This is a genomic window from Hymenobacter psychrophilus, assembly GCF_900107135.1.
Classification (GTDB): Bacteria; Bacteroidota; Bacteroidia; order Cytophagales; family Hymenobacteraceae; genus Hymenobacter; species Hymenobacter psychrophilus.
This window is the reverse complement of the sequence record NZ_FNOV01000006.1, coordinates 31,216-54,591: the sequence shown is the minus strand read 5'-3', so window position 1 is coordinate 54,591 and position 23,376 is coordinate 31,216. Positions and strand designations below refer to the sequence as shown.

At 62.3% G+C, this 23,376-nt stretch carries 23 protein-coding genes and 1 tRNA gene; 13 read left to right on the top strand and 11 right to left on the bottom strand.

Annotation, left to right across the window (positions count from 1 at the left end):
- Positions 1-15: 15 nt before the first annotated feature.
- Together BLW21_RS10210 and BLW21_RS10205 are read right to left on the bottom strand one after the other, a co-directional pair.
- Positions 16-750, bottom strand: coding sequence for a DUF3891 family protein (locus BLW21_RS10210; RefSeq protein ID WP_092739652.1), 735 nt, complete (start codon positions 748-750; stop codon positions 16-18).
- A 144-nt stretch (positions 751-894) separates the two neighbouring features.
- Positions 895-1,878 carry an NAD-dependent epimerase/dehydratase family protein gene (locus tag BLW21_RS10205; protein WP_092739650.1) on the bottom strand — a complete coding sequence of 328 codons (984 nt, stop codon included), beginning with the start codon at positions 1,876-1,878 and terminating at the stop codon, positions 895-897.
- A gap of 157 nt (positions 1,879-2,035) precedes the next feature.
- Here BLW21_RS10205 and BLW21_RS10200 point away from each other — a divergent pair, with 157 nt between their 5' ends.
- The 4 genes from BLW21_RS10200 to BLW21_RS10185 all read left to right on the top strand — a co-directional run bounded on the left by BLW21_RS10200 (position 2,036) and on the right by BLW21_RS10185 (position 5,540).
- A complete protein-coding gene (locus BLW21_RS10200; protein ID WP_092739648.1) occupies positions 2,036-2,473 on the top strand; it encodes a BLUF domain-containing protein in 438 nt (145 codons plus the stop codon).
- Between the two features lie 48 nt (positions 2,474-2,521).
- Positions 2,522-3,685, top strand: a complete 1,164-nt coding sequence (locus BLW21_RS10195; RefSeq protein ID WP_092739646.1) for a patatin-like phospholipase family protein — start codon at positions 2,522-2,524, stop codon at positions 3,683-3,685.
- A 94-nt stretch (positions 3,686-3,779) separates the two neighbouring features.
- Positions 3,780-4,976, top strand: a complete 1,197-nt coding sequence (gene kbl, locus BLW21_RS10190) for a glycine C-acetyltransferase (RefSeq protein ID WP_092739644.1) — start codon at positions 3,780-3,782, stop codon at positions 4,974-4,976.
- Positions 4,977-5,126: 150 nt separating this feature from the next.
- The gene (locus tag BLW21_RS10185) at positions 5,127-5,540 is read left to right on the top strand and encodes a hypothetical protein (RefSeq protein ID WP_092739642.1); all 414 of its coding nucleotides are present in this window, start codon (positions 5,127-5,129) and stop codon (positions 5,538-5,540) included.
- 30 nt (positions 5,541-5,570) lie between these two features.
- On the opposite strand, the gene cdaA is transcribed toward BLW21_RS10185, so the two are convergent.
- Together cdaA and folP are read right to left on the bottom strand one after the other, a co-directional pair.
- Entirely contained in the window at positions 5,571-6,413 is an 843-nt protein-coding gene (cdaA, locus tag BLW21_RS10180; RefSeq protein WP_092739640.1) for a diadenylate cyclase CdaA, read from the bottom strand.
- Positions 6,410-7,291: a dihydropteroate synthase gene (folP, locus tag BLW21_RS10175; protein WP_092739638.1), complete on the bottom strand. Its 882-nt coding sequence runs from the start codon at positions 7,289-7,291 to the stop codon at positions 6,410-6,412. The genes cdaA and folP overlap by 4 nt, the downstream gene beginning before the upstream one ends.
- 202 nt (positions 7,292-7,493) lie before the next feature.
- Between folP and BLW21_RS10170 the strand changes: the two genes are divergently transcribed.
- The 5 genes from BLW21_RS10170 (at position 7,494) to BLW21_RS10150 (ending at position 11,740) form a co-directional block, all read left to right on the top strand.
- On the top strand, positions 7,494-8,039 hold the full coding sequence (locus BLW21_RS10170; RefSeq protein WP_092739636.1) for a DUF1599 domain-containing protein: 546 nt from the start codon (positions 7,494-7,496) through the stop codon (positions 8,037-8,039).
- An 85-nt stretch (positions 8,040-8,124) separates the two neighbouring features.
- Positions 8,125-9,231 (top strand): BT_3928 family protein, encoded by a 1,107-nt coding sequence (locus tag BLW21_RS10165; RefSeq protein ID WP_092739634.1) that lies wholly within the window; start codon positions 8,125-8,127, stop codon positions 9,229-9,231.
- Positions 9,232-9,327: 96 nt separating this feature from the next.
- Positions 9,328-10,386: an ABC transporter permease gene (locus tag BLW21_RS10160; protein WP_175470925.1), complete on the top strand. Its 1,059-nt coding sequence runs from the start codon at positions 9,328-9,330 to the stop codon at positions 10,384-10,386.
- An 87-nt stretch (positions 10,387-10,473) separates the two neighbouring features.
- A complete protein-coding gene (locus BLW21_RS10155) occupies positions 10,474-10,995 on the top strand; it encodes a shikimate kinase (RefSeq protein WP_092739632.1) in 522 nt (173 codons plus the stop codon).
- A 64-nt stretch (positions 10,996-11,059) separates the two neighbouring features.
- Complete coding sequence (locus tag BLW21_RS10150; protein WP_092739630.1) at positions 11,060-11,740, top strand: sterol desaturase family protein; 681 nt, start codon at positions 11,060-11,062, stop codon at positions 11,738-11,740.
- Between the two features lie 75 nt (positions 11,741-11,815).
- On the opposite strand, the gene BLW21_RS21515 is transcribed toward BLW21_RS10150, so the two are convergent.
- From BLW21_RS21515 to pheS, 5 genes are all read right to left on the bottom strand, one after another.
- The gene (locus BLW21_RS21515) at positions 11,816-11,989 is read right to left on the bottom strand and encodes a hypothetical protein (protein WP_175470924.1); all 174 of its coding nucleotides are present in this window, start codon (positions 11,987-11,989) and stop codon (positions 11,816-11,818) included.
- Between the two features lie 143 nt (positions 11,990-12,132).
- Positions 12,133-12,209, bottom strand: a tRNA-Asn gene (locus tag BLW21_RS10145).
- A 95-nt stretch (positions 12,210-12,304) separates the two neighbouring features.
- Positions 12,305-12,748, bottom strand: a complete 444-nt coding sequence (locus BLW21_RS10140; RefSeq protein WP_092739628.1) for a Rieske (2Fe-2S) protein — start codon at positions 12,746-12,748, stop codon at positions 12,305-12,307.
- A 71-nt stretch (positions 12,749-12,819) separates the two neighbouring features.
- Complete coding sequence (locus BLW21_RS10135) at positions 12,820-13,728, bottom strand: 3-hydroxyacyl-CoA dehydrogenase NAD-binding domain-containing protein (RefSeq protein WP_092739626.1); 909 nt, start codon at positions 13,726-13,728, stop codon at positions 12,820-12,822.
- Between the two features lie 59 nt (positions 13,729-13,787).
- On the bottom strand, positions 13,788-14,861 hold the full coding sequence (pheS, locus tag BLW21_RS10130; protein ID WP_092739624.1) for a phenylalanine--tRNA ligase subunit alpha: 1,074 nt from the start codon (positions 14,859-14,861) through the stop codon (positions 13,788-13,790).
- Between the two features lie 253 nt (positions 14,862-15,114).
- Here pheS and BLW21_RS10125 point away from each other — a divergent pair, with 253 nt between their 5' ends.
- Positions 15,115-15,618 carry a hypothetical protein gene (locus BLW21_RS10125; protein ID WP_139255163.1) on the top strand — a complete coding sequence of 168 codons (504 nt, stop codon included), beginning with the start codon at positions 15,115-15,117 and terminating at the stop codon, positions 15,616-15,618.
- 257 nt (positions 15,619-15,875) lie between these two features.
- On the top strand, positions 15,876-16,517 hold the full coding sequence (locus BLW21_RS10120; RefSeq protein ID WP_139255162.1) for a hypothetical protein: 642 nt from the start codon (positions 15,876-15,878) through the stop codon (positions 16,515-16,517).
- Positions 16,518-16,631: 114 nt separating this feature from the next.
- On the opposite strand, the gene BLW21_RS10115 is transcribed toward BLW21_RS10120, so the two are convergent.
- Both BLW21_RS10115 and BLW21_RS10110 read right to left on the bottom strand, forming a co-directional pair.
- Positions 16,632-17,912, bottom strand: a complete 1,281-nt coding sequence (locus BLW21_RS10115) for a M16 family metallopeptidase (RefSeq protein ID WP_092739618.1) — start codon at positions 17,910-17,912, stop codon at positions 16,632-16,634.
- Positions 17,913-18,056: 144 nt separating this feature from the next.
- Positions 18,057-20,708, bottom strand: a complete 2,652-nt coding sequence (locus BLW21_RS10110) for a SusC/RagA family TonB-linked outer membrane protein (protein ID WP_092739616.1) — start codon at positions 20,706-20,708, stop codon at positions 18,057-18,059.
- Positions 20,709-20,845: 137 nt separating this feature from the next.
- Here BLW21_RS10110 and BLW21_RS10105 point away from each other — a divergent pair, with 137 nt between their 5' ends.
- Both BLW21_RS10105 and BLW21_RS10100 read left to right on the top strand, forming a co-directional pair.
- The gene (locus tag BLW21_RS10105; RefSeq protein WP_092739614.1) at positions 20,846-22,924 is read left to right on the top strand and encodes an alpha-ketoacid dehydrogenase subunit alpha/beta; all 2,079 of its coding nucleotides are present in this window, start codon (positions 20,846-20,848) and stop codon (positions 22,922-22,924) included.
- 11 nt (positions 22,925-22,935) lie between these two features.
- Positions 22,936-23,259, top strand: a complete 324-nt coding sequence (locus BLW21_RS10100) for a hypothetical protein (protein WP_092739612.1) — start codon at positions 22,936-22,938, stop codon at positions 23,257-23,259.
- Positions 23,260-23,376: the final 117 nt, after the last annotated feature.

Below are 23,376 nucleotides of genomic sequence, written 5' to 3'. Positions count from 1 at the left end.
TCCGGACTGCTGCGCCTATTCGTTCTTAAACAGCCAGCGCAACGTCGTGACGGAAGCGGAAGCAAGGGCTGCCGACAATTCTGCGTCGTTCTTGAATTGCAACTGCCCGAGCATGGTAGCTTCCACACTTACCTCAAACTGCTTGTCGCGGAACGGCCAGGGGCTGACGGTAAGTGGGGCTTCGACCGTAGCGCGGTGCACCGCGTGGGTCTGGCCGTTGGGCCCCTGGTAGATTTCAAGCGCCCGGCCCATTTCCGGGATTTCGTGGCGGCATAGAATCAGGCTCAGCCGGTCGCACCAGTGCAGCAGGGCGTAGGCGCGGTCGGTTTCGGCCTTTTTTATTTTCAGCTCGCGCCGCCACGTCTGCTGGTTTTGTCGCTGCTCATCGAGAAACGCATCGATTTCCTTTTTCTGGCCGCGTAGCTCCTCGTACAGGGTGCTCAGGTGCAGGCTGGTGAGCAGACTGCGCCAGCGGCCCTGGAAGCGGGCGGCCCGTAGCACGCCGGTGGCCTGCTCCAGCGAAAAGGGCTGCATGGTGAAGTTGGCGGGCGCGCCGGCGGGCGTCAGGCCGTAGTGGCCACTCCAGTGGGGCTGCTCGTCGTCGTGCTGGGCGGCGGCGGCCAGCAGGCCCACCCACTGGTCGGGCGGCAGCAGGTCGGCGGGCCACTGGTGCAGCAGCTGGGCCGCCAGCAGGGCGTGGGCCTGCTGGTAGATAATCTGCCAGCCGGTCGGAACGTAGTTGACAATCATGGTTTCAGCAGGGTAAAAGAGTAGCTGGTTACCTCTTCTGCCTTCAGAACGGAGGCTTTGGCAGTGGGTTGGGCCAGGGGCGCAAAAAAACGCCCCGCCAAAAAGACGGGGCGCTGCTGTTGCGGGAGCCGGGGCGGACCCGGGCTACAAACCGGCCGGCTGCAGCTGCTTCAAATGCAGCAGCATGTCGTCGGTCATCTTGTCGAGGTCGAATTGGGGCTGCCAGTTCCAGTCGAGGCGGGCCTGGGTGTCGTCGATGCTGGCGGGCCAGGAGTCGGCAATGGCCTGGCGCTGGTCGGGGCGGTAGCTCACCTCAAAATCGGGGTAGTGGCGCCGGATGCTGGCCACGATTTCGGTGGGGCTGAAGCTCATGGCGCCCAGGTTGTAGGAGCTGCGCACCTGCAGGCGGTCGGCGGGGGCGTGCATGAGGTCGAGCGTGGCTTTCAGCGCGTCGGGCATGTACATCATGGGCAGGTAGGTGTCTTCCTTGAGGAAGCACTCGAACGCCTCGCCGGCCACGGCCTTGTGGTAAATATCCACGGCGTAATCGGTGGTGCCGCCGCCGGGCAGGCTCTTGTAGCCAATCAGGCCGGGGTAGCGCAGGCTGCGGATATCGAGGCCGTGCTTGCGGAAATACCACTCGCCCCACTGCTCGCCGGCCATTTTGCTGATGCCGTACACCGTGTTGGGGTTCATGGTGGTGAGCTGGGGCGTGTTCTGGCGCGGCGTGTCGGGGCCGAACACGGCAATGCTGCTGGGCCAGTACACCTGGCGCACGCCCAGCTCCACCGACGCGTCGAGCACGTTGAACAGGCCGTCCATGTTCAGGCGCCAGCCAAACTTGGGCTGCTGCTCGGCCGTGGCCGAAAGCAGCGCGGCCAGGTGATACACCTGGGTGGGCTTGTAGCGGCGCATCACGTCGGTCAGGCGGGGCTGGTCGAGCACGTCGAGCAGCTCGAAAGGGCCGGCCTGGGTCAGGGCATCGTCCTGGGGCTGGCGTACGTCGGCGGCGACTACATTGGAAGCGCCATAAATGCGGCGCAGCTCGTGCGTAAGCTCTAGGCCCAGCTGGCCGCCGGCACCGATAACGAGAATGGTGTCGCCGCTGGAGTTGGCAGGAATACTCATGGAGAAAAAAAGCGGGTGGGAAACGAAACGCTTCGGGGTGGGAAGTGCCGCAAAGATAGGGGCTTTGGCGGCCGGCTGCGCCACTACGGGCCCGGACCCGGCCGGCGGCCCGTTCCGGCTTTGGAACTATCGGCTGAAAAACTGAATTTTACCAACCATGCCTTCATCTACCTCCCTGTTTCGGCTGGTTTACCAGAGCCAGGCCACGCCACCCTTTACGGCCGCTACGCTGCAAGCATTGCTGCGCAACGCCCGCACCCACAACCAGGCACACCACCTCACCGGGCTGCTGCTTTACGTGGAAGGACAGTTTCTGCAGGTTATTGAGGGCCCCGAGCCCGCCCTGAGTAAGCTCTACAACCAGATTCGGCAGGACTCGCGCCACACGGAGGTAGGCACCATCAGCTACGAGCCGATACCCGCCCGTGCCTTTCCCGACTGGCGCATGGGCTACGCGCTGGTCAGCCCCGCCGAGCTGAAGCAGGCCACCGGTTTTTTGCCCCTGGCCCAGTCGCCCGGTTTCGCGGCCCACCCCCCCGCCGAGCTGTGGGAGCTGCTGCGCGGCTTTGCCCAAGGGGTAGCCGTAGATGAGTAACCGAAAGAAGCTGGCGGCGAATTACTTCCAGTGCCTTATTTTGGCCGGATGATGCGTCTGAACCTGCGGCGGCTGGGGCTGCTACTCGTGTTATTTTCTGCCCTGCCGGGTGTTGGCAACCTGGCTGCCGCCCAGGCCCAGGCGCCGCCGCCCGTGTACCGCAACCTCGTAATGGAGGGCGGTGGCATCCGGGGCATTGCCTACGGCGGGGCGCTGGCCGAGCTCGAGCGCCAGGGTCAGCTGCGCGAACTGCGCCGGGTGGGCGGCACCTCGGCCGGGGCCATTCAGGCGGCGCTGCTGGCCGTGGGCTACGCGCCGGCCGCTATTATCGGCATCGTGAACGAGCTGCCCATCCAACGGCTCAATGATGGGCAGTATATTTTTTTTGGGGGTGGCCGTCGGCTGCTGAAACAGTACGGCTGGTACCGTGGCGACGCTTTTACGGAGTTGCTGGCCGGGCTGGTGGCCCGCCAGACCCAGCGCCCCAACCTCACGCTGGGCGAGTTGCACGCGCTGGCCGTGGCGCAGCCCTCCCGCTACCGCGACCTGTACACCACCGGCACCAACCTTACCCGCCAGTGCGCTCAGGTGTTCAGCTACGAAACCCACCCCAACCTGCGCGTGGCCGATGCCGTGCGCATCAGCATGAGCATCCCGCTCTACTTTCGGGCCGTACTGCTCGATGCCGCCACCGGCCAGGTGGTGGCGCGCCCGGCCCCGGGCCAGGCCGTAGAAGTGCTGGTTGATGGCGGCCTGCTGGCCAACTACCCGCTCGATTTGTTCGACCACCCGCGCTACCTCAGTTCGCCGCGGGCGTCGGAAGCTGCTGTGTCATCCTCTGTTGTGTCATCTAATTATGTGTCAAAAAAGGATGACACACGATTAGATGACACAAACCCGGATGGCACCTTTCGCAACCCCGAAACCCTGGGCCTGCGCCTCGACCGGCCCGAGCAAGTGGGCCTTGATACGCAGCCCGGCGGCCGGCCCCGACTAGCTCCCTACCTTATCCAGGATTTGGGCTCCTACATCGGGGCGCTCTACACGGTGGCCCTCGAAAACCTCAACCCCACTCACTCCTCCGACTGGCCCCGCACCGTCAGTATCAGTACTGTGGGCTTCAACCCCAAAATCAAGCGGTTAACAACTGACCAGAAGCAGCAGCTTATGGATAGCGGCCGAAACGGGGTGCGGGAGTTTTTGGCGCGGTAACGGTAAGCAGGGCCGCCGGTTTACCACTCACCCCACTCACCTTCCGTACCTTTACACGTATCCATCCAGTTACTCATTCCATCAACCCCACCGCATGTATACTACCCTGCAACCCGACCTCCAGCAGCAGCTCCAGGAAATTAAAGACGCCGGCCTTTACAAGCAGGAGCGCGTGATTACCTCGCCCCAGGGCGCCGAGATTGATACCCGCGAGGCCGACGACGTGCTCAACTTCTGCGCCAACAACTACCTGGGCCTCTCGTCGCATCCGGCCGTGATTGAGGCTGCCAAGCAGACCATCGACTCGCACGGCTACGGCCTGTCGTCGGTGCGTTTCATCTGCGGCACCCAGGATATTCATAAGCAGCTGGAAGCCAAGCTGGCCGAGTTTCTGGGCACCGAAGACACGATTCTGTACGCGGCGGCTTTCGATGCCAACGGCGGCGTGTTCGAGCCCCTGTTCAACGAGCAGGACGCCATCATTTCCGACGCCCTCAACCACGCCTCTATTATTGATGGCGTGCGCCTGTGTAAGGCCCAGCGCTACCGCTACGCCCACAACGACATGGCCGACCTGGAAAAGCAGCTCCAGGACGCCGTGGCCAAGGGCAGCCGCCACCGCATCATCGTCACGGACGGCTCGTTCTCGATGGACGGCACCATCGCCCAGCTCGATAAAATCTGCGACCTGGCCGACAAGTACGAGGCCCTGGTGATGGTAGACGAGTGCCACAGCACCGGCTTTTTGGGCAAAACCGGCCGCGGCGCCCACGAAATGCGGGGCGTAATGGGCCGCGTGGATATTATTACCGGCACGCTGGGCAAGGCCCTGGGCGGGGCCATGGGCGGCTTCACCACGGGCCGCAAGGAAATCATCGAGATGCTGCGCCAGCGCAGCCGCCCCTACCTGTTCAGCAACACGCTGGCCCCGGCCATTGTGGGTGCCAGCCTGCGCGTACTGGAGCTGCTGACCGAAAGCACCGCGCTGCGCGACCAGCTTGAAGAGAACACCAAGTATTTCCGCGAGCAAATGACGGCCGCCGGCTTCGACATCAAGCCCGGCGAGCACCCCATTGTGCCCGTCATGCTCTACGACGCCAAGCTGAGCCAGGAGTTCGCCGCCAAAATGCTGGAAAACGGCATCTACGTGATTGGTTTCTACTTCCCGGTAGTGCCTAAAGGCCAGGCCCGCATCCGGGTGCAGCTGAGCGCGGCCCACACCCGCGCCCAGCTCGATAAGGCCATTGCCGCCTTTATTGCGGTGGGCAAGGAGTTGGAAGTCATCAAGTAAGCACAGGTTTTATTCAGCCGGCCAGAAAGCAGGCGGGCCCACCAACTGGCAGTTGGTGGGCCCGCCTGCTTTCTGGCCGGCTGGCTCTGGTGGGGCAGATGAAGTGCTATATTTAGGAGAATTATCTGTCCTCTGTCCGCCTGCTCTGCTATGAAAATTTTGTTTGAAAGCCCCCACCTGATTAGCAGCTACGATGCGGCCAATAGCTGGCTGCATCTGCACTGGCAGGGGCGCCATAACGAGGCCGACTCGAAAAGCTACGCGCTGGAAGTGCTGAAGAATATTCGGCTGACGCGGGCCACGCGGGTTTTCAACGACGCCACCCTCGACAAAGATGGCTGGAGCGAGCTGACGCGCTGGCTTGCCCAGGACTTTATGCAGCAGGTGGCCGAAGCCGGCGTGGTGGCCGTGGCCTGGGTGCTGCCCGAAAATCTGCTGGCCCGCACCCACGTACACAACCTGCTGGCCCAGGTCAGCTGCCCGCTCATCGACACGTTTGTGGATGTGGAGGCCGCTTACAACTGGCTGAAAAGCGGGGCCGCCGTGGCCGGCCCCGACTGCTAGCATGAACCCAACGGCGTGAGCTCCGGCAGCCTAGGCGGCTACGTCGGCCGCAGTAGCGGCTGCGGTGGCCGCCGGTCGGGCATCGGCGTCGAAGAGGAACTCGTTGAGGCGGGCGCGCAGGTCGGCGCCCGACAGGTTGCGGAACACTTCGCCGCCGCGCACCACCGAAATCTGGCCCGTTTCCTCGCTGACCACCAGCACCACGGCGTCGGTTACTTCCGTCAGGCCGATGGCGGCGCGGTGGCGCAGGCCCATGGAGGCGGGCACATCGGGGTTCTCACTCACCGGCAGAATGCAGCGGGCGGCCTTGATTCGGCCGTTGGCAATGATAACGGCGCCGTCGTGCAGGGGGCTGGTTTTGTTGAAAATGCTCAGCAGCAGCCGCTTGCTTACAGTCGAGTCGAGCAAGTCGCCCGAGTCGGCAAAAAACTTGAGGTCGGAGGCCATGCTGAAGGCAATCAGGGCGCCGGTTTCCTTGCCAGCCATGCTTTTGGCGGCCTCAATAAAGGGCGTCACGTTCATGCGGTCGGTGCCGGCCTCGCGCCGCCACGGAAACACGCGCAGCCGGCTGCCGAAACTGGTGGCCTTGCCCACATTGAGCAGAAAGCGCCGGATTTCCTGCTGAAACAGAATGATGCCCGCCAGCACGCCCACGCTCATAAACTGGCCCAGAATGCTGGTCAGCAGCTCCATACCGGCGGCTTTCACCACCAGATAAAACAGGTAGAGCGACATGAAGCCCAGAAATACCTTCAGGGCCACGCTGCCGGTCAGCAGCTTATAGAGCTGGTAGAACAGGGTCGTGACCAGCAGTACGTCCACGACGTCGATCCAGCCGATGCGCAGGAAGCCGATGCTGAAAGAGCCAATCACGGGGAAATCGGGGAAGAGGTGGGCGGAAAGGTATTCGATACGAGTTGGATAGTTTGTACGGCTTCGGCTACGTCGTGGACGCGCAGCAGCCGGGCCCCGCCGCGCAGGGCCAGGGTGTTGAGGGCAATAGTGCCGGCCAGCGCCGCCTCGGGCTGCAGGCCCAGGGGCTTGTAGACCATGCTTTTGCGCGAAAGGCCCGCCAGCAGCGGCAGATTCAGCAAATTCAGTTCGGGTAGCCGCCGCAGTAGCTCGTGGCTTTGGGCCGGGGTTTTAGCAAACCCGAAGCCGGGGTCGAGCACCACGTCGGTTACGCCGTGGCTGCGCAGCGCGGCCAGCTTGTCGCGAAAATAGCGGATAAGCTCCAGCAGCAGGTCTTCCTGGTAATCGGTGTGCCGGGTCATGGTTTGGGGCGTGCCGCGCAGGTGCATCAGAATGTACGGTACGCCCAGGCGGCCGGCGGTAGGCAGCATGTCGGCATCGAGCGTGCCGCCGCTGATGTCGTTGAGCAGGTCGGCCCCGGCGGCTACCGCCTCCACGGCCACCCCACTCCGAAACGTGTCGACCGACAAAAAGGCCTCGGGAAATTCGCGCCGTACGGCTTCTATGGCTGGCAGCAGGCGGCGCTTTTCCTCATCTATGGAAATATCCTCGGCTCCGGGGCGCGACGAGTAGCTGCCCAGATCGAGCACGGCGGCCCCGGCCGTCAGCATGGTTTCGGCGCGGCGCAGCAGGTCGGTTTCGGAAGCCACGCGGCTGCCTTCGTAGAACGAGTCGGGCGTGAGATTGAGGATGCCCATTACCCGCGGCTGGCGCAAATCGAGCACCCGCCCACCGGGGCAGCGCAGGGTTTGGGCCGGCGAAAAGCACGTATCTTGCATGGGTATTGGGGTTTTTAGGGGACGAAGTAGCGCTAAACAGGCCGTCATGCGGAGCGGAGTCAACGCATCTCTACTGCAATGCAAATCCTGGCGTTTGGCTAGCATTACAACGAAGCGGTAGAGATGCGTTGACTCCGCTCCGCATGACACCGTTCTGATATACCCCAATCAACCCGGACCCCCACAAAATAGCCGCAAAAACTTGGAGAATCAAACTCAGCAGCAATACGACCGGGTAATTGCACAGTGCCGGACGCTGTTTCTGGCCAAAACCCACGACTATGGCACGGCCTGGCGCATTCTGCGGCTGCCCAGCATCACCGACCAGCTTTACATCAAGGCCCAGCGCATCCGCAGCATCCAGGAGAAAGGCACCCAGCTGGTGGCCGACGGCGTGGAGGACGAGTTCGTGGCCATCGTCAACTACTGCCTGATTGCCCTGATGCAGCTGCGCCTGCCCACCGATGCGCCGCTGGACCTGGAAGCCGTTGCCGTGGGCCGCGCCTACGACGAGCAGGTGGAGGAAAACCGCCAGCTGCTGTTTGCCAAAAACCACGACTACGGCGAGGCCTGGCGACAGATGCGCATCGAGAGCATCACCGACATCATCCTCATGAAGCTGCACCGTACCAAGCAAATCGAGGATCTGGGCGGCCAAACCAAGGTGTCGGAAGGCGTGGAGGCCAACTACCGCGACATGCTCAACTACGCCGTGTTCGTGCTGATTAAGATGGACCGGGGCAACTGAACGACGTAGGGGCGGGGCTTAGCTGCGCCCCTACGCAAACCGAATCTAAGCCGCATCTTTGCGTAGAAGCCTTCACGACCCTACCATGAAACAATTTACCCGAATCTGCTGGCTGCTGCTGGGCGCGGTATTTATCTTCTCGGGCCTCATCAAGCTCAACGATCCGGTGGGCACGGCCCTCAAGCTGGAGGAGTATTTCGAGGTTTTCTCGCGCGACTTCGGCTCGTTTTTCAAGCTGTTTGTGCCCCATACGCGCATTATGAGCATCTTCCTCAGCTCGCTGGAAGTGGTGCTGGGCGTGGCCGTGCTGCTGCGCTGGATGCTGCGCCAGACGCTGTGGGTGCTGCTGGGGCTGCTCGTGTTCTTCGGCTTTCTTACCTTCTACTCGGCCGCCTTCAACAAGGTAACCGACTGCGGCTGTTTCGGCGACTTTATCAAGCTCACGCCCTGGCAGTCGTTTGCCAAGGATCTGGTGCTGCTGGGCCTGTGGGCCGTGGTGTTCTTCAATGAGCGCTACCTGCGCCGGGTGTTTGCCCGCGGCACGCTGGGCGTGATGTATATCACGTTTGCCTCGGCTGTCGCCATTGGCATCGGGGTGCGGGCGCTGGGCCATTTGCCCTATTTCGACTTTCTGCCCTACAAGGTAGGCAACGATATCGGCCAGCTGATGAAGCCCCGCGAGCAGGCGCGCTACCAGTACGTGATGGAGCGCAACGGCGAAAGCAAGACCTTCGCCGACTACCCCACCGACTCGACCTGGCAGTACAAGAGCATGGAAGTGCTCAACCCCGAAGCCAGCCGCGCCATCATCACCGACTTCGCCATCTTCGACGCCGAGGGCACCGACCACACCCAGGAAGTGCTGACCGGCAACAAGCTGCTGCTCATCGTGCAGGGCGTAGTGGAGGCCGACCGTGACCGGTTCAAGGAGATCAACAGCCTGCTCGAAGCCGCGGCCAAGTCGCGCAGCCAGATTCAGCCGCTCATCATCACCAGCAGCAGCCCCCAGCAGTTCGACGCCTTCCGCCACGATGTGAACCTGCCCGGCACCTACTATTTCGCCGACGCCACCGTGCTCAAGTCCATGATCCGCTCCAACCCCGGCCTGATACTGCTCCAGAACGGCGTGGTGCTGAGCAAGTACCACTACCACGATATTCCGGCGGTCAGTAAGCTGGAGGAGGAACTGTAGGTTTTAGTGCTTAGTTCTTCGTGCCTAGTGCCTAGCCGATGGCGCTTGGTGCTGGTACTGGGCTAAGCACCAAGCACTATCAACCAAGCACTAAGCATGATTCAATTTATCATCAGCCGGTTGTGGCAGGGGGTGCTGGTGCTGGCGGGCGTGGCCTGCACCGTGTTTATCCTGTTTCAGGTGCTGCCCGGCGACCCGGTGGCCCTGCTGGCCGGCCAACGCTCCGACAAGGCCACCCGTGCCGCCATTGCTGCCGACCTGGGCCTCGACCAGCCGTTGCCGGGCCAGCTGCTGGGCTACCTCAACGATGTGTCGCCGCTGGGCCTGCACTTGCGCGACTCGGCCGGCGTGGCCCGCTACGGCGGCTGGGCGCTGCTGCCGGTGGGCAGCGAGCGGGCGCTGGTGCTGAAAGCGCCCTACCTGCGCCGCTCCTTCCAGAGCAACAAGGAGGTGCTTGCCATTCTGCTCGACCACTTTACCGGTACGCTCTGGCTGGCGCTGGCCGCCATGCTGCTGGCCACGGTGGTGGGCATTGCGCTGGGCATGGTAGCCGCCCTGCGGGCCCACAGCTGGCTCGACCGCACCCTGGTTTCAACCTCCATTCTGGGTATATCGGTGCCCTCGTTTGTGGCCGGCATCCTGGTGGCCATCACGTTTGGCTACTATTGGAGCAGCTACACCGGCCTCAATCTCACGGGCCAGCTCTACGAAACAGATCCTTTCACGGGCCGCCATTTGGTGCTCAAGAATCTGCTGCTGCCGGCGCTGGCGCTGGGCGTGCGGCCGTTGGCCATCATCGTGCAGCTCACCCGCTCGTCCATGCTCGACGTGCTCAGCCAGGACTACATCCGCACGGCGCGGGCAAAGGGGCTGTCGGAGTACCGGGTAGTAATGGGCCACGCCCTCAAAAATGCCCTGAATCCGGTGGTAACGGCGGTATCGGGCTGGCTGGCCTCGCTCATGGCGGGCGCCTTCTTCATCGAGTACATTTTCAACTGGAAGGGCTTGGGCACCGTTACGCTGCGGGCCGTCGAAAACCTCGATTTTCCGGTGGTGATGGGCGCCACCGTGTTTATTGCCGCGCTGTTCGTTGTAGTCAATATCGTGGTCGACATCTTCTACGCCCTGCTCGACCCGCGGGTGAAGCTAGGGTAATTGAGCGACGGAACTAAAGGACAAGCAAGGCAGTAAGCCTGTCTGCTCAAGTATAGCAACGCATCCGCGCATCAACCCAACAACCCCATGAAGCTTTACCTGATTGGCATGCCGGGAGCAGGCAAAAGCACGCTGGGTCGGGCGTTGGCCCAAAACTATGGGGTGCCATTCGTTGATCTGGATGAGGAAATTGTGCAGTTGGAGCAGCGCAGCATCTCGGAATTATTCGCCCGGGAAGGGGAGGAGTACTTCCGCCAGCGCGAGGCCGATGTGCTGCGTGATGTGCTGGCCCGCTACCCGGCCCTGGTGCTGGCTACCGGCGGCGGCACGCCCTGCTTCCACCACAACCTGGAGGTGCTGCTCGAAACCGGCCTGACGCTTTACCTGGCCGTGCCGGTGCCCGAATTGGTCCGCCGCCTGCTGCACGTGGCAGCAAATCGTCCGCTACTGGCTGCCGCGCCCGATGCGGCTGCGCTCGAAGTACGCCTACGTGAAACCTTAGCCGCCCGGCAGCGGTTCTACGACCGTGCGCCGCTGCGCTGCACCGCGCCTACCTGTTCGTCCGAAGCCATCCGGCAGCTGATAGCGCGGTATTCCACTATTGCCTAGATACCTGACGCCCGCCTTTGCGCAGGGTTTATGTATTTTTGCGCTTCCACCATTGCTTACCGGTATGAATACTGCCCCCGAAACCGCGGAAATTAACGCCCCGTTGGTAACGCCGGTCACAACGCCCGACGCCATCAAGCCCAAGCACAAGGGTTCCGCCCGCCTGTTTAAAAACCCCACGCTGGAGCGGCTCACGCACACCCATATTGCCGGCCCACTTACTATTTTCTTCTCGGTGGCGGCCGTGAGCCTATACTACAGCCTCAGCCGCGACCTGCTTAGTGGGCTGTCGGCCTTCGGACTATTTATGGGCGGCTGGCTGCTGTTTACGCTGGCCGAGTACCTGATGCACCGCTACGTGTACCACCTCGATACTGGTACGCCCGCCCGCGCCAAGTTTCAGTACACCATGCACGGCGTGCACCACGAGTTCCCTAAGGATAAGACCCGCTTAGCCATGCCACCCATCCTGACGGTGTTCGTGGCCTCGCTGCTGTTCTTTATTTTCCGCTTCACGCTTGGCAACGCCGGGTTTGGGGTGCTGGCTGGTTTTGTGTTCGGCTACGCGCTCTATCTGTTCGTGCACTACTCGCTGCACGTATATGCCCCGCCAAAAAATTTCCTTAAGTTTTGGTGGCACCACCACGCCATGCACCACTACCGCCAGGATGAGGTGGCTTTCGGCGTAAGCACCACCCTCTGGGACCACATTATCGGCACCATGCCCGACAAGAAGACTAAGTAAATAGCTGATTTATTGCTAAAGCAGAAAGGCCACCCGGTTATGGGTGGCCTTTCTGTTTGATTTATTGCCTAGCGGCTAGCCGCGCATCTTGCGCACGATAAACCAGAGCAGCAGCACGAGCAGAAATACGCCAATCAGGCCCGTCCAGGCACCCGCTTTGAAGATAGTGCCAATAGCGTCGCAGCTGCTGAGCGAGAAAGTCAGGAATACCAGCAGGGCGGCAGTGAGGGGAAAGCGTAGCGTGTTCATGGCAGGAAGGGGAGAGTAAATAGTCATTTCCCGATTATTCGGATCTTCCCTGCGTGTACTGTTCCGGCTGGAAAAAGGTTGATAGTAGCAGCCGCTAAAAACAAATGCGGGCCGCTTATCCGTAGATAAGCGGCCCGTATACTTGGCGCTCCCTCCTGGGCTCGAACCAGGGACCCTCTGATTAACAGTCAGATGCTCTAACCGACTGAGCTAAGGAAGCGGTTATGGCGGCATTTTTTGCCGTTGCTGGTGCAATATTAAGGTAAAGTTTGGGAAGCACCAAACCAGCCTTTCAAAAAATGTCAGGTTATTTTTCTAGTTAGTGATTGTCAGGGTATTGCCCGAAAGGGCCGTGCTATAGCGGCGCAACGGAAGGGTGGCCGGGCCGCCCTGGGGCTGGCCCGTAAAGCCAAATTGCGACTGGCAACAGGAATCAAAGATGCGGATAAAGGGCTCGATGCGCACTCGGGCGCAGGTGTCTTGGGGCTGGTAGGGGCAAGTGCGGTCGAAGGCCAAGTAGGTGCCGGCGTTCTGGCGCACCACAATGAGGCCCCGCAGGCCGCCCTTGTGATATACGGCCCCGTTATCGAAACGCAGGGCACTGTTCTGCTGGTCGGTGAGGAACAGAACTTCATTTACAACGGTCAGCGGAATCTGGGGCTGGGCGTTGGTGCCGGAGTTGCAGGCCGCAACACCTAGCGCGGTGGCGCCCAACAAAAAGGCCCCGGCGAAACGGGAAGAAGCTGGAATGAAACCCATACAGCAAGCGGAAAAGTAAACCTCTGGTTTTGCCAACGCTTCCGGAGCCCGGATAGTGCACGAGTAGGCGCCTAGCTTTTAGTTGCCCCGGCAGCCGGGTACTCATAAAAGCCGCGGCCCGATTTGCGCCCGTGGTGGCCAGCATCCACTTTCTGCTGTTGCAGCCGGCTGGGGCGGAACTTGGCGTCGAAGTGAAAGGCCTCATACATGGCCGACGTGACCAAGTAGTTGCTATCTATCCCAATCAGGTCCATCAGGCGGAACGGACCCATGCGGAAACCGGCCGACTCCAGTAGCTCATCAATCACCTCCACGGGCGCAACCTGTTCCTCCACCAGCTTCAGGCCTTCTACGTAATAATGCCGCGCTACCCGGTTCACAATGAAGCCCGGCGCGTCGGCGGCCCGCACCGGGCGCTTGCCCAGCCGGCCGGCCAGCGCAAACACCGCATCGGCCACGGCCGGCGCGGTGGCTATGCCGCTGATAACCTCTACCAACTTCATAAGGGGGGCCGGGTTGAAGAAGTGCATCCCCACCACCCGCTCGGGGTACGGAATGCCCGCCGCCAGCCGCGTGATGGGCAGGGAGGAAGTGTTAGAGGCGAAAATGCTGGTTTCCGGGTTCTGCTCGGCCAGCTGCCGAAACAATTGCTGCTTTACATCGAGCCGCTCCACGACGGCCTCCACCAGCAAATCGGCCCGCACGTCGGCCAGTTGATCGGTGAGCGTGAGGCGCGCCAGCGCAGCGTCGCGCTCTTCGGAACTCAGCTTCTGCTTTTCCACCAGCTTGCCCAGCCCCGCCGCAATGGCCTGCCGGGCCTTGGGCAGCATATCGGCGTTGATATCGAACAGGATGGTGGGTAGCCCATGCTGCACGCATACCTGCGCAATGCCCAGCCCCATCGTGCCGGCTCCCACAATGGCCACAGTTTCTATCGTAATGGGTTGGCTGGTGGTGGTAGTGGGAGTGGAGGAAGTCATCGGGAGGGCGAGGATAGGAAGGCGAAGCAGTTCAGCGGAAATCAATCAGCGCAAGCAGTTTAAGTCAGTGATTCGAACTGCCGCAGAAAGCGCATATCGTTTTCAGTGAACAGGCGCAGGTCTTTGATCTGGTACTTGAGCATCGTGATGCGCTCGATGCCCATGCCCCAGGCGTAGCCCGAGTAGCGCTCGGGGTCGATGCCCGATTGCTCAAGCACGGCCGGATCGACCATGCCGGCGCCCCCGATTTCAACCCAGCCCGTGCCCTTGCAGATGTTGCAGCCCGCGCCCTTGCAGATCAGGCAGGTGATGTCGATTTCGGCCGAGGGCTCGGTGAAGGGGAAGAAGGAAGGCCGGAAGCGCACCTGCACGTCGTCGCCGAAAAGTTCCTGCACGAAGTAGTACACCGTCTGCTTCAGGTCGGCGAAGCTCACGTTCTCATCAATGAACAGCGCCTCTACTTGATGAAACATCATGTGGGCCCGGGCCGAAATGGCCTCGTTGCGGTACACCCGGCCGGGCATGATGCTGCGAATAGGCGGCTGCTGCGCCTGCATCACTCGCACCTGCACCGGGCTGGTGTGGGTACGCAACAGGTAGCTGGCCGGCGCCTTGGCGTCTTTGTCCGAATCCGCCCGCTCCGAGCCCCCGTTCTTCACGAAAAACGTGTCCTGCATATCGCGGGCGGGGTGGTTTTCGGGGAAGTTAAGGGCCGTGAAGTTGTGCCAGTCATCCTCGATTTCGGGCCCCTCGGCCACATTGAATCCAATGCGGGCCAGAATGCGCACAATTTCTTCGCGTACCAAACTCAGCGGGTGGCGCGTGCCCAGGGCCTGGGGCACGCTGGGCAGCGTATAGTCGAAGGCGGGGTCGGCGGGGGCATTGGCCGCGCTGGCTTCCAGCTGCTCGCGGCGCTCGTCGAAACGGGATTGGGCCAGCTGCTTGAGCTGGTTGAGCTCCTGCCCCACGGCCCGGCGGTCGGCCGGTTCCACGGTTTTAAGCTGGTCGAACAGATCGGCCAACTGGCCTTTGCGGCCGGTATAGGCAATGCGGAACTGGTCGAGCTGTTCGGCCGTGGAAAGGTCGGCGGCCGCAATTTCCGCCCGCACCCGGGTAATGGTTTCCTGTAGCATGGGGCAAAGGTAGCCTGATTGCCGATTGTGTATTCGGGGTTGCTTCAACGATAAAAATTATACACTGATTATCAGCTAAATAAGCATATAAGGTAACTGGTTGACGAGTGGTGCAGACGGAGTTGGTACGGTTGCTGCAAAACCGCCAGCCAGCCAGGGGCACTTGGCTAACAGGGGCCCAGATGCACGGTCGGCCGGTTCAGGTCCGCCTTCGTTCCGCGCCAGTCATTTCTCACTGCTGATGTTCTTTTCGATGAAAAAGCTCCTTTTCGCGGCCGTAGCGGCCGTTACATTTCTCCGTGCGCCCCTGGCGCATGCCCAGACCACAACCACTTCCCCCGCGGCTAACACGAGCATGGCACCCGCCGCCGATGGCTGGGACTGGCCCGCCTCGCCTTCTGCTGCTGCCCCCACCGGGACCAATGTTGCCGCTATCGACGACGACGCTGACGAGGCCATAATGCACTCTTCGGGAGTACTTGTGGCCCCGGGTATGAATTCCTCCCCCTATCGTGGTACCAGCACCGATTATAACGGCCGCCCTGTGGCCCGTCGTAAATCATTTCGGCCGCGCTCGGTGCGTACAACTTCCACCGACCCCATGATGGCCTCCTCGGGCGTGATGCTGGCTCCGGGCCTGAGCACGTCGCCTTATCGGGCCGCCAGCACCGACTACAATGGCCGCCCCCTACAGCAGCCACAGCCGGCCCCCATTGCCCAGCCCGCTGATGCTCAGTCACTGGCGGCTGGTTGGTAAACCACCGCGTTTTCGGGGCGAAGTCAGCCAATAGTGGGTTGTAGTAGCATAATCGACTGCACGGGACGAAGAAATATGGAACGATTGACCAGTCAGGTACGTTAGGCAACTTCCGGACAACGTGCGCGTTATCCGGAAAATCTGAACACTGGATTCGGTATCTGTCGATATTTAGGACACCGAAATGCGAGAAGAGTGTTTAGGACCTGCGCAAGGCGCTGTATCTTTGCGCTAACAATCTGTTTAGCATCTGTTTCATGACGAATCGTCAACTAGTTCCGCTGTTGCTGCTCGGCGGCATATTTCTGGCCGCGCCGGCCGTAGCGCAGAAGAAGTCGGATGGCTGGGGCGACGCCGGCGACGGCTGGGGAACCCCGGCCCCGAAGAAAGCTGCTTCTGCCAAAGTAACCCCCGCTAAAGCGGCTAAGGCTGCCCCCGCAATGGCCACTCCTGCTCCCGAGCCCGTTGCTGCGGCTTCAGCTGGCAGCGAATGGGGTGGAGCGACTGGCGCTGCCGGAGCAGCCAATAGTCCTGCCTATGGAGAGCAGCCTATCGGAGCCAACATTGCGCCCGGTTTTACTGCCGCGCCCTCGCGCCGCGTAACTACCGATTACCGGGGCCGTCCGCTGGCTCCTTACGTGCGCCGCTCGGTGCGTTCGGCCGACATTGCGCCGCCCGTTATAGCGGCCCCGGCCCCCATTCTGGTACCCGAGCCCGAGCCAATAGCTGCCGCTCCGGCACCTATGCCTACGGCCAAACCCGCTTCGGCCCAGGCTGCTACGGCCGCCGGTACGAAAAACGGTGGTGCAGCCGCCGCCACCAAGAAAGCTGCACCTGCCAAAAAAGCACCCGCCAAGAAAGCCGACGATGGCTGGGGCAGCGGCGGTAGCGGCTGGTAACAACCGCCTGATTGGTAACCGGCTGCCCGGTACTGATCCTGCCTGACCCGATCAACCAAAAAGCCCGCTCAGCAACTGCTGAGCGGGCTTTTTGGTCTCTCAGAAAGCCGGAAGCTAGTTTTCTTCACCGGCTACCTCTACCAGCACCGGCTCGGCAATGGGCGTAGCGCGGTAGTACAGTGTGCTGCAGTTTTCGGGGCGCAACACCTCGCGGGCGGCGGCCTGTACCTGGGCCGGCGTTACGGCCTGAATCTGGGCGCTTTCCTCGTTTACCAGGTTGGCGTCGCCGAGCAGCTTGCTAAACGCCAGGCTCATGGCCCGGTTCAGTAGCTCGATTTCGCCGAATACGATGCTGACCTCCGCCTGATTTTTTACCTTTTCCAACTCTTCGACAGGCACTTCAATGGTTAGCAGCTCGGCTATTGCTGCCTCCACCGCCATATCGGCCTGCTCAAGCGTGATGTTGGCGTTGAGCTTGCCGCTGATAACGAGCAGGCCCGGCTCCATGGACCCCATCACGGAGGCCGAAAGCGAGTTGAACAGTTCCTGCTCCTTCACCAGCCGCTGGTACAGCCGGCTCGACTTGCCCCGGCCCAGTACATCAGACAGCAAGTCGGCGGGGTAGTAGCCCTCCTGGCCCCGGCCGGGCATGTGGTACACCTTATAAAGCGCCGACAGCGGCACTTCGGCCTTCACTTCAAGAAAACGCGCTTCCTCCTGGCGGGGCTCGGCGGGCAGCTGCCGCTCGTAGCGGGTGCCGCCGGCAATGGGGCCGAACCACTTTTCGGCCAGCCGTCGGGCCTCGGCTACGGTTACGTCGCCGGCTACTACCAGAATGGCGTTGGCGGGGGCGTAGTGCTTGGCGAAAAAGGCGCGCACCTGCGCCATCGTGGCGTCTTCGATGTGGCTGATTTCCTTGCCGATGGTGGCCCACTGGTAGGGGTGGTGCTGGTAGGCCAGGGGCCGCAGTTTCAGCCACACGTCGCCGTAGGGCTTGTTGAGGTAGTTCTGCTTGAACTCCTCGACCACCACCTTGCGCTGCACCTCCAGGCCGTTATCGGAAAACGCCAGGTTCAGCATCCGGTCCGATTCGAGCCAGAAGCCGGTTTCGAGGTTGGCGGCGGGCAGCGTGAGGTAGTAGTTGGTGATGTCGGGCGAGGTGAAGGCGTTGTTTTCGCCGCCCACCAGCTGCAGTGGCTCGTCGTAGCTGGGGATATTCACCGAGCCCGAAAACATCAGGTGCTCGAACAGGTGGGCAAAGCCGGTCTGGTCGGGCGTTTCGTCGCGCGAGCCCACGTTGTAGAGTACGTTGAGCACGGCCAGCGGGGTGGTGTGGTCTTCGTGCACAATGCAGCGCAGGCCGTTATCAAGGGTGAATTCTTCGAACTGAATCATAGTAGGGAAGGGGAGAAGCGGCAAGCTACAAGCTTATTGGCGGCCGATAAGGTCTGGAAACAAAGCTGGGCGGGCCGGCATAGAGGCAAACCAACTCGCTGAAACGGAAGTTTCGGCTGAGCTTCAGGGGACTGCCCGGCGCGCCTACAGCGTGGCCCGCAGGCCCAGTAGCACAGTGCGGGCGGTGGGGTAGGCTCCGGCATCGAGGCCGGCCTGCTGATTGTTGGAGCCGGCCGAACTGACGTTGGGGTCGTAGCCGCGGTACTTAGTGAGCACCAGCAGGTTTTGGCCGCCCAGCCACAGGCGCACGTTCCGGGCGTCTCGTTCCCACACTTTGTAGCTCACCGTAACCGCCGACAGCCGCACGTGGTTGCCCGATTGTAGCGTGTAGGTGCTGAACCCCGGGTTGACGCCGCCGCCTAGAAGTCGGCTGCCGGCTACCGGTACGTCGGTGGCCGGGTTGGTGGGCGTCCAGCGGTTGCGGACCCGCCCGGAAGCGTTGGCATCGCCGCGTGGGGCATCCAACTCGAGCAGCGCGGTATTATTCACCTGATACCCGAACATGCCATCGGCCTGCAATTGGGCTTCCAAGCGGCCCAGCGTGAGCTGCTGCGTGAAACTGAGCAGCTGCCGGGGCAGGCCGCTGCCCAGGGGCTGCTGGTCCTGGAAATCAACCCGGCCGTCGCCATTCGTGTCCTCGTACTCCAGAGTGCCGGTGGGCCCCAGGGGCCGCGTGCGGTAGCCGTAGAAGGTGGCTATGGACTGGCCGTCGAGGGTGCGTTGGTAGGGCAGGTTATAGGAGGTGGCGTTGCCCGTTACGAACCGGTTGCGGTTGGCGGCGGCGGCCAGCTGGCTGCTGCCCGCCAACTGGCCGGCCTGCCAGCTGCCCTGCACCGTCAGCTCCAGGCCGGTATTGCGCAGGTAAACGTTGTCGGTGGTGCTCGGCGAAGAGGGAAACCCTGAGAAAGAAGGCGAAACAGTGGTGCGCCGCGCGTAGGCCTGGGCCGTTACGGTCAGGCGGTTGTTGAGCAGGCCGGCTTCTAGGCCCGCATCCAGCTGCTGGCTTGGGTCGGGCAGGAACAGGGGTGCCGTCTGACTAAGGTTACCTCCGTTGGGCACCGGAATCAGAAAGGAATTCCGCCCAAAGTTGCCGGCCCCCGACGTGCGGCCCCAGCCCACCCAGACGTCCAGCTTGCCGGGCGCGGCGGTCCAGAAGTTCTCCTTGGCCGCGTGCCAGCGCACCTGCGCCCCCGGCAGCCAGCTCCAGCGGTTGTCCGGGGCGAAGGCGCTGGAGGCGTCAGCGCGCAGCGTGCCCAGCACCTGGTAGCGCTCCGCAAACGTGTAGCCAGCCGTGAGCTGGTAGAAATTGGCTCCCGCCTCCCCCGCGCTCCTGCTGCTGCTACCGCCGCCGCCGGGCACGTTGGCAGCAGTGCCGGGGGTGTAGGTGCTTTGCTCAGTCGTCGTCTGGCGGCTCTGGCGCAACGCTTCCAGACTGGCCGTTACCGCGTGCCGCGCTCCGCCGAAGCTGCGGGCGTAGCGCAGGGCCGGGTTCAGGGTTAGTTGACGGTAGGTGAAGGTCAGGTCGCCGTTCTGGCCGCCCGGGATGGGGCCGAACGCCGCGCGGTAAGAGCGGCTACGCAGCGTGGCCCGCTCCAGATTGGCGCGCAAATCCACGGTGAGGCCGGTTGCCACTTCGTAGTGGGCCCCCAACTGCGCCAGCAGCCGCTGCTGCTCCGGCGTCTGGTAGCTCTGCCGGGCCCGGTCCAGCGGGTTCACGTAGTAGCCGGGTCTGGGGTTGTCGGTCGGCGATTGGGTGGGCGGGGTGAAAAGGGCCTCCTGCACCACGTTGTAGTTCGGTACTCGCTGCTCGGTCTGACTGAAGCCGCCGGTGGCCTCCAGGCGCAGGTGCTGGCCTATCTGCTGGTTGAGGGCAGTGCGTACGGCGTAGCGGCGCAGGCGCGAGTTCAGCACCACGCCCTCCTGGTTCAGGTAGTCGGCGGCGGCGTAGTAGCGGGTGGTGGCCGTGCCGCCCGAAAGGCCCAGGTGGTGTTCCTGCACGGCCGCCGTGCGCAGCACCTCGTCCTGCCAGTCGGTGCCCCGGCCGAGGTCGGCTAGCTGGGCGGCTGAATAAGGGGCGGGCTGATTGAAGCGCTGGGCTACCTCGTTGCGGAGGGTGGCGTACTCGCGGGCATCGAGCAAGTCGTAGCGGGTGCGGGCGTGCTGCACGCCGCCGTAGCCGCTGTAGCTCAGGCGCGGCTTACCGGCCTGGCCCCGGCGGGTGGTAATGCGGATGACGCCGTTGAGCCCCTGGGAACCGTAGAGGGCGGTTTCGTAGCCTCCCTTCAGCACTTCAACCTGGGCAATATCCTCGGTCGGAATACTCAGCAGTGGGTTATTGTCTAGTTCCTGTACTTCGGCCGGTACCAGGGTGATGATGGAGCTGCCGGCATTCGGCCGGAACGTGTTTTGGAACACCGGCATCCCGTCCACCACGTACAGCGGCTGCGCATCAATCCCCAGGCTGGCCGCCCCCCGAATCCGGACCGCCACCTGGACCCCTGGGGCCCCCGAGTAGGGCGTGGCCTGCACCCCGGCCACCTGCCGGAGCTGCTCCTGGAGGGGGAGGAAGGGAGAGAATTGATATTGGCTAACTAATATTTGTACCGGACAGGAGGTTACGACTGAGGTAACCGAGTCTGTGACGTGCACATCCCGTAGCCGTACAGTATCGGTTCGCTGAGCCAGGGCGGGCAGCGATAGGGGCAGCAGGAAGCTGAAGGGTAGCAGTCGAACCATAAAAGCAGCGGGAAGGAAATAGGACCCTAAAGGTAGATGCGGCGGGCAGGTGGATTTCACAAACGGGCCCGAATAATTTCCCTTCCAACCCAAACCCGTACTTTTGGCTTCCCCCACCTGTTACCGGCCTCTCCGTTATGCAATTCGACCGCAAGGACTACTCCAACGATACCCTGCTGCACCTGTACCGCCACCTGCTCAAGCCCCGGCTGATTGAGGAGAAAATGCTGATTCTGCTGCGCCAGGGCAAGGTCAGCAAGTGGTTTTCGGGCATCGGGCAGGAGGCCATTTCGGTGGGCAGCACCCTGGCGCTGGAACCCGACGAGTACATTCTGCCCCTGCACCGCAACCTGGGCGTGTTCACGGGCCGCGACATTCCCCTTGGCCGGCTGTTTGCGCAGTGGCAGGGCAAAACCACCGGCTTCACTAAGGGCCGCGACCGAAGCTTCCACTTCGGCACCAACGAGCACCACATTGTGGGCATGATTTCGCACCTGGGGCCCCAACTGGCCGTGGCCGGCGGCATTGCCCTGGCCGATTTGCTCGATGAGAAGCCCCGCGTAACCGTCACGTACAGCGGCGACGGCGGCGCCTCGGAGGGCGACTTCCACGAGGCCCTGAACGTGGCTGCCGTGTGGCAGCTGCCGGTCATCTTCATCATCGAAAACAACGGCTACGGCCTCAGCACGCCTTCCAACGAGCAGTTCCGCTTCCGCTACTTCGTAGATAAGGGCCCCGCCTACGGCATGGAAGCCGTGCAGGTCGACGGCAATAACATCCTTGAAGTATACGACACGGTAAAGCGCCTCGCCGAAGACCTGCGCCAGAACCCCCGGCCCATCCTGCTGGAGGCCCTCACGTTCCGGATGCGCGGCCACGAGGAAGCCAGCGGCACCAAGTACGTGCCCCAGGAGCTGTTCACCGAGTGGGCCGCCAAAGACCCGGTAGAAAACTACGAAAAGTGGCTGCTGGCAGAAGGTGTCCTTGACGAGGAAGCCCGCATGCGCTTCCGCGAAACCATCAAACGCGAAATCGAGGAGGGCCTCAAAGAAGCCGACGCCGCCCCCGTCCCCACCCCCGACGCCGCCCGCGAGTTGGCCGATATGTACGCGGTGGTAGAGCCTAGTGCTTCGAGCTTAGAGCCTAGGGCCGATGGTTCGGGTGCTGCCACTGGCGAAGCTTCAGCAGAGGTGAAAGAGAAAGACAGCCAATCGAACGAGAACATAGGCTCTAAGCTCGACGCACTAAGCTCTAAAACCGAGAAGCGTTACATCGATGCTATTTCCGACGGACTGCGGCAGAGCATGGAGCAGTTCCCGGAGCTGGTGCTGATGGGCCAGGATATTGCCGAGTACGGCGGCGTGTTCAAGATTACCGACGGCTTCGTGGCGCAGTTTGGCAAGGGCCGGGTGCGCAACACGCCGCTCTGCGAGTCGGCCATTGTGGGCGCGGGCCTGGGGCTGAGCATCCGGGGCAAAAAGGCCATGGTGGAAATGCAGTTCGCAGATTTCGTGACCTGCGGCTTCAACCAGATTATCAACAACCTGGCAAAAAGCCACTACCGCTGGGGCCAGAACGCCGACGTGGTTATCCGCATGCCCACCGGGGCCGGCTCGGCCGCCGGGCCTTTCCACAGCCAGAGCAACGAGGCCTGGTTTACCCACACGCCCGGCCTGAAAGTGGTGTTCCCCAGCAACCCCCACGATGCCAAAGGCCTGCTCTGCGCTGCCCTGGCCGACCCCAATCCGGTGCTGTTTTTCGAGCACAAGCTGCTTTATCGCAGCCTCTCTGGCCCCGTGCCCGACGCCTACTACACCACGCCCATCGGGCAGGCCGCGCTGGCCCGCGAAGGCCACGAAATGAGCATCGTAACCTACGGCGCCGGCGTGCACTGGGCCTTGGCCCTGGCCGACGAGCTGGGTCTGGACTGTGACATTCTGGACCTGCGCACCCTGCTGCCCTGGGACGAGCAGGCCGTGCGCCGCACCGTGGAAAAAACCGGCCGCCTCATCCTGCTTCACGAAGACACGCTGATGGGTGGACTGGGCGGCGAAATTGGCGCCTGGGTAGCCGAAAACTGCTTCCGTAGTCTCGATGCGCCCATTATGCGCGTCGCCTCGCTCGATACGGCCGTGCCTTTTGCCCCTACGCTGGAGCAGGATTTCCTGCCCCGCCAGCGCCTGCGGGCCGCCGTAGAAAAAATGCGCAGCTATTGATTACCGACTGTATGAAGCCTTTCTCCTCTTGTAGCCGGTGGCCGAATCTGGTAGTACTGGCCACGGTGCTGCTGTTGGCTCCGGCCTGCCAGCGCCATCCGTACCGCATCCCCGACCCCCAGGGCCCCCCAATCCAACCCAAAGTAAGGGGCTCGCGCACTCCCGGCAACGAGGCTGCCGACGCGCAGGCGATGGATATGGAGCGCGAGGCCCTGCGGTCTAAAAAGAAGGGGCTCGACAAAAACGGGCTGGTGAAGAAGCCGAAGATGGAAAAGCGCCGGCTAAAGCGCAAAACCGGTCCGCGCCGGTTTTTGGGCATTCGGCTACCCTTCTGATTCGCCGTACTGGCTGATTCTCCGTAGTATACGTATCGTGCCGAAGGTGTGGCCCGGAATGCGTAGCTTTCCGTAAGGCTTACCGCCCCGCCCCGATTCCTTTCGTTTCCTTTTATC

Bases quoted from the DNA above. Each gene is read 5' to 3' on its own strand.
- BLW21_RS10195 (WP_092739646.1), top strand. From the start codon at position 2,522: ATGATGCGTCTGAACCTGCGGCGGCTGGGGCTGCTACTCGTGTTATTT.
- BLW21_RS10150 (WP_092739630.1), top strand. From the start codon at position 11,060: ATGAATACTGCCCCCGAAACCGCGGAAATTAACGCCCCGTTGGTAACG.
- BLW21_RS10105 (WP_092739614.1), top strand. From the start codon at position 20,846: ATGCAATTCGACCGCAAGGACTACTCCAACGATACCCTGCTGCACCTG.
- BLW21_RS10125 (WP_139255163.1), top strand. From the start codon at position 15,115: ATGAAAAAGCTCCTTTTCGCGGCCGTAGCGGCCGTTACATTTCTCCGT.
- BLW21_RS10160 (WP_175470925.1), top strand. From the start codon at position 9,328: ATGATTCAATTTATCATCAGCCGGTTGTGGCAGGGGGTGCTGGTGCTG.
- BLW21_RS10100 (WP_092739612.1), top strand. From the start codon at position 22,936: ATGAAGCCTTTCTCCTCTTGTAGCCGGTGGCCGAATCTGGTAGTACTG.
- BLW21_RS10120 (WP_139255162.1), top strand. From the start codon at position 15,876: ATGACGAATCGTCAACTAGTTCCGCTGTTGCTGCTCGGCGGCATATTT.
- BLW21_RS10210 (WP_092739652.1), bottom strand. From the start codon at position 750: ATGATTGTCAACTACGTTCCGACCGGCTGGCAGATTATCTACCAGCAG.
- BLW21_RS10135 (WP_092739626.1), bottom strand. From the start codon at position 13,728: ATGACTTCCTCCACTCCCACTACCACCACCAGCCAACCCATTACGATA.
- BLW21_RS10200 (WP_092739648.1), top strand. From the start codon at position 2,036: ATGCCTTCATCTACCTCCCTGTTTCGGCTGGTTTACCAGAGCCAGGCC.
- BLW21_RS10155 (WP_092739632.1), top strand. From the start codon at position 10,474: ATGAAGCTTTACCTGATTGGCATGCCGGGAGCAGGCAAAAGCACGCTG.
- pheS (WP_092739624.1), bottom strand. From the start codon at position 14,861: ATGCTACAGGAAACCATTACCCGGGTGCGGGCGGAAATTGCGGCCGCC.
- kbl (WP_092739644.1), top strand. From the start codon at position 3,780: ATGTATACTACCCTGCAACCCGACCTCCAGCAGCAGCTCCAGGAAATT.
- BLW21_RS10110 (WP_092739616.1), bottom strand. From the start codon at position 20,708: ATGGTTCGACTGCTACCCTTCAGCTTCCTGCTGCCCCTATCGCTGCCC.
- BLW21_RS21515 (WP_175470924.1), bottom strand. From the start codon at position 11,989: ATGAACACGCTACGCTTTCCCCTCACTGCCGCCCTGCTGGTATTCCTG.
- BLW21_RS10205 (WP_092739650.1), bottom strand. From the start codon at position 1,878: ATGAGTATTCCTGCCAACTCCAGCGGCGACACCATTCTCGTTATCGGT.
- BLW21_RS10165 (WP_092739634.1), top strand. From the start codon at position 8,125: ATGAAACAATTTACCCGAATCTGCTGGCTGCTGCTGGGCGCGGTATTT.
- BLW21_RS10140 (WP_092739628.1), bottom strand. From the start codon at position 12,748: ATGGGTTTCATTCCAGCTTCTTCCCGTTTCGCCGGGGCCTTTTTGTTG.
- folP (WP_092739638.1), bottom strand. From the start codon at position 7,291: ATGCAAGATACGTGCTTTTCGCCGGCCCAAACCCTGCGCTGCCCCGGT.
- BLW21_RS10185 (WP_092739642.1), top strand. From the start codon at position 5,127: ATGAAAATTTTGTTTGAAAGCCCCCACCTGATTAGCAGCTACGATGCG.
- BLW21_RS10115 (WP_092739618.1), bottom strand. From the start codon at position 17,912: ATGATTCAGTTCGAAGAATTCACCCTTGATAACGGCCTGCGCTGCATT.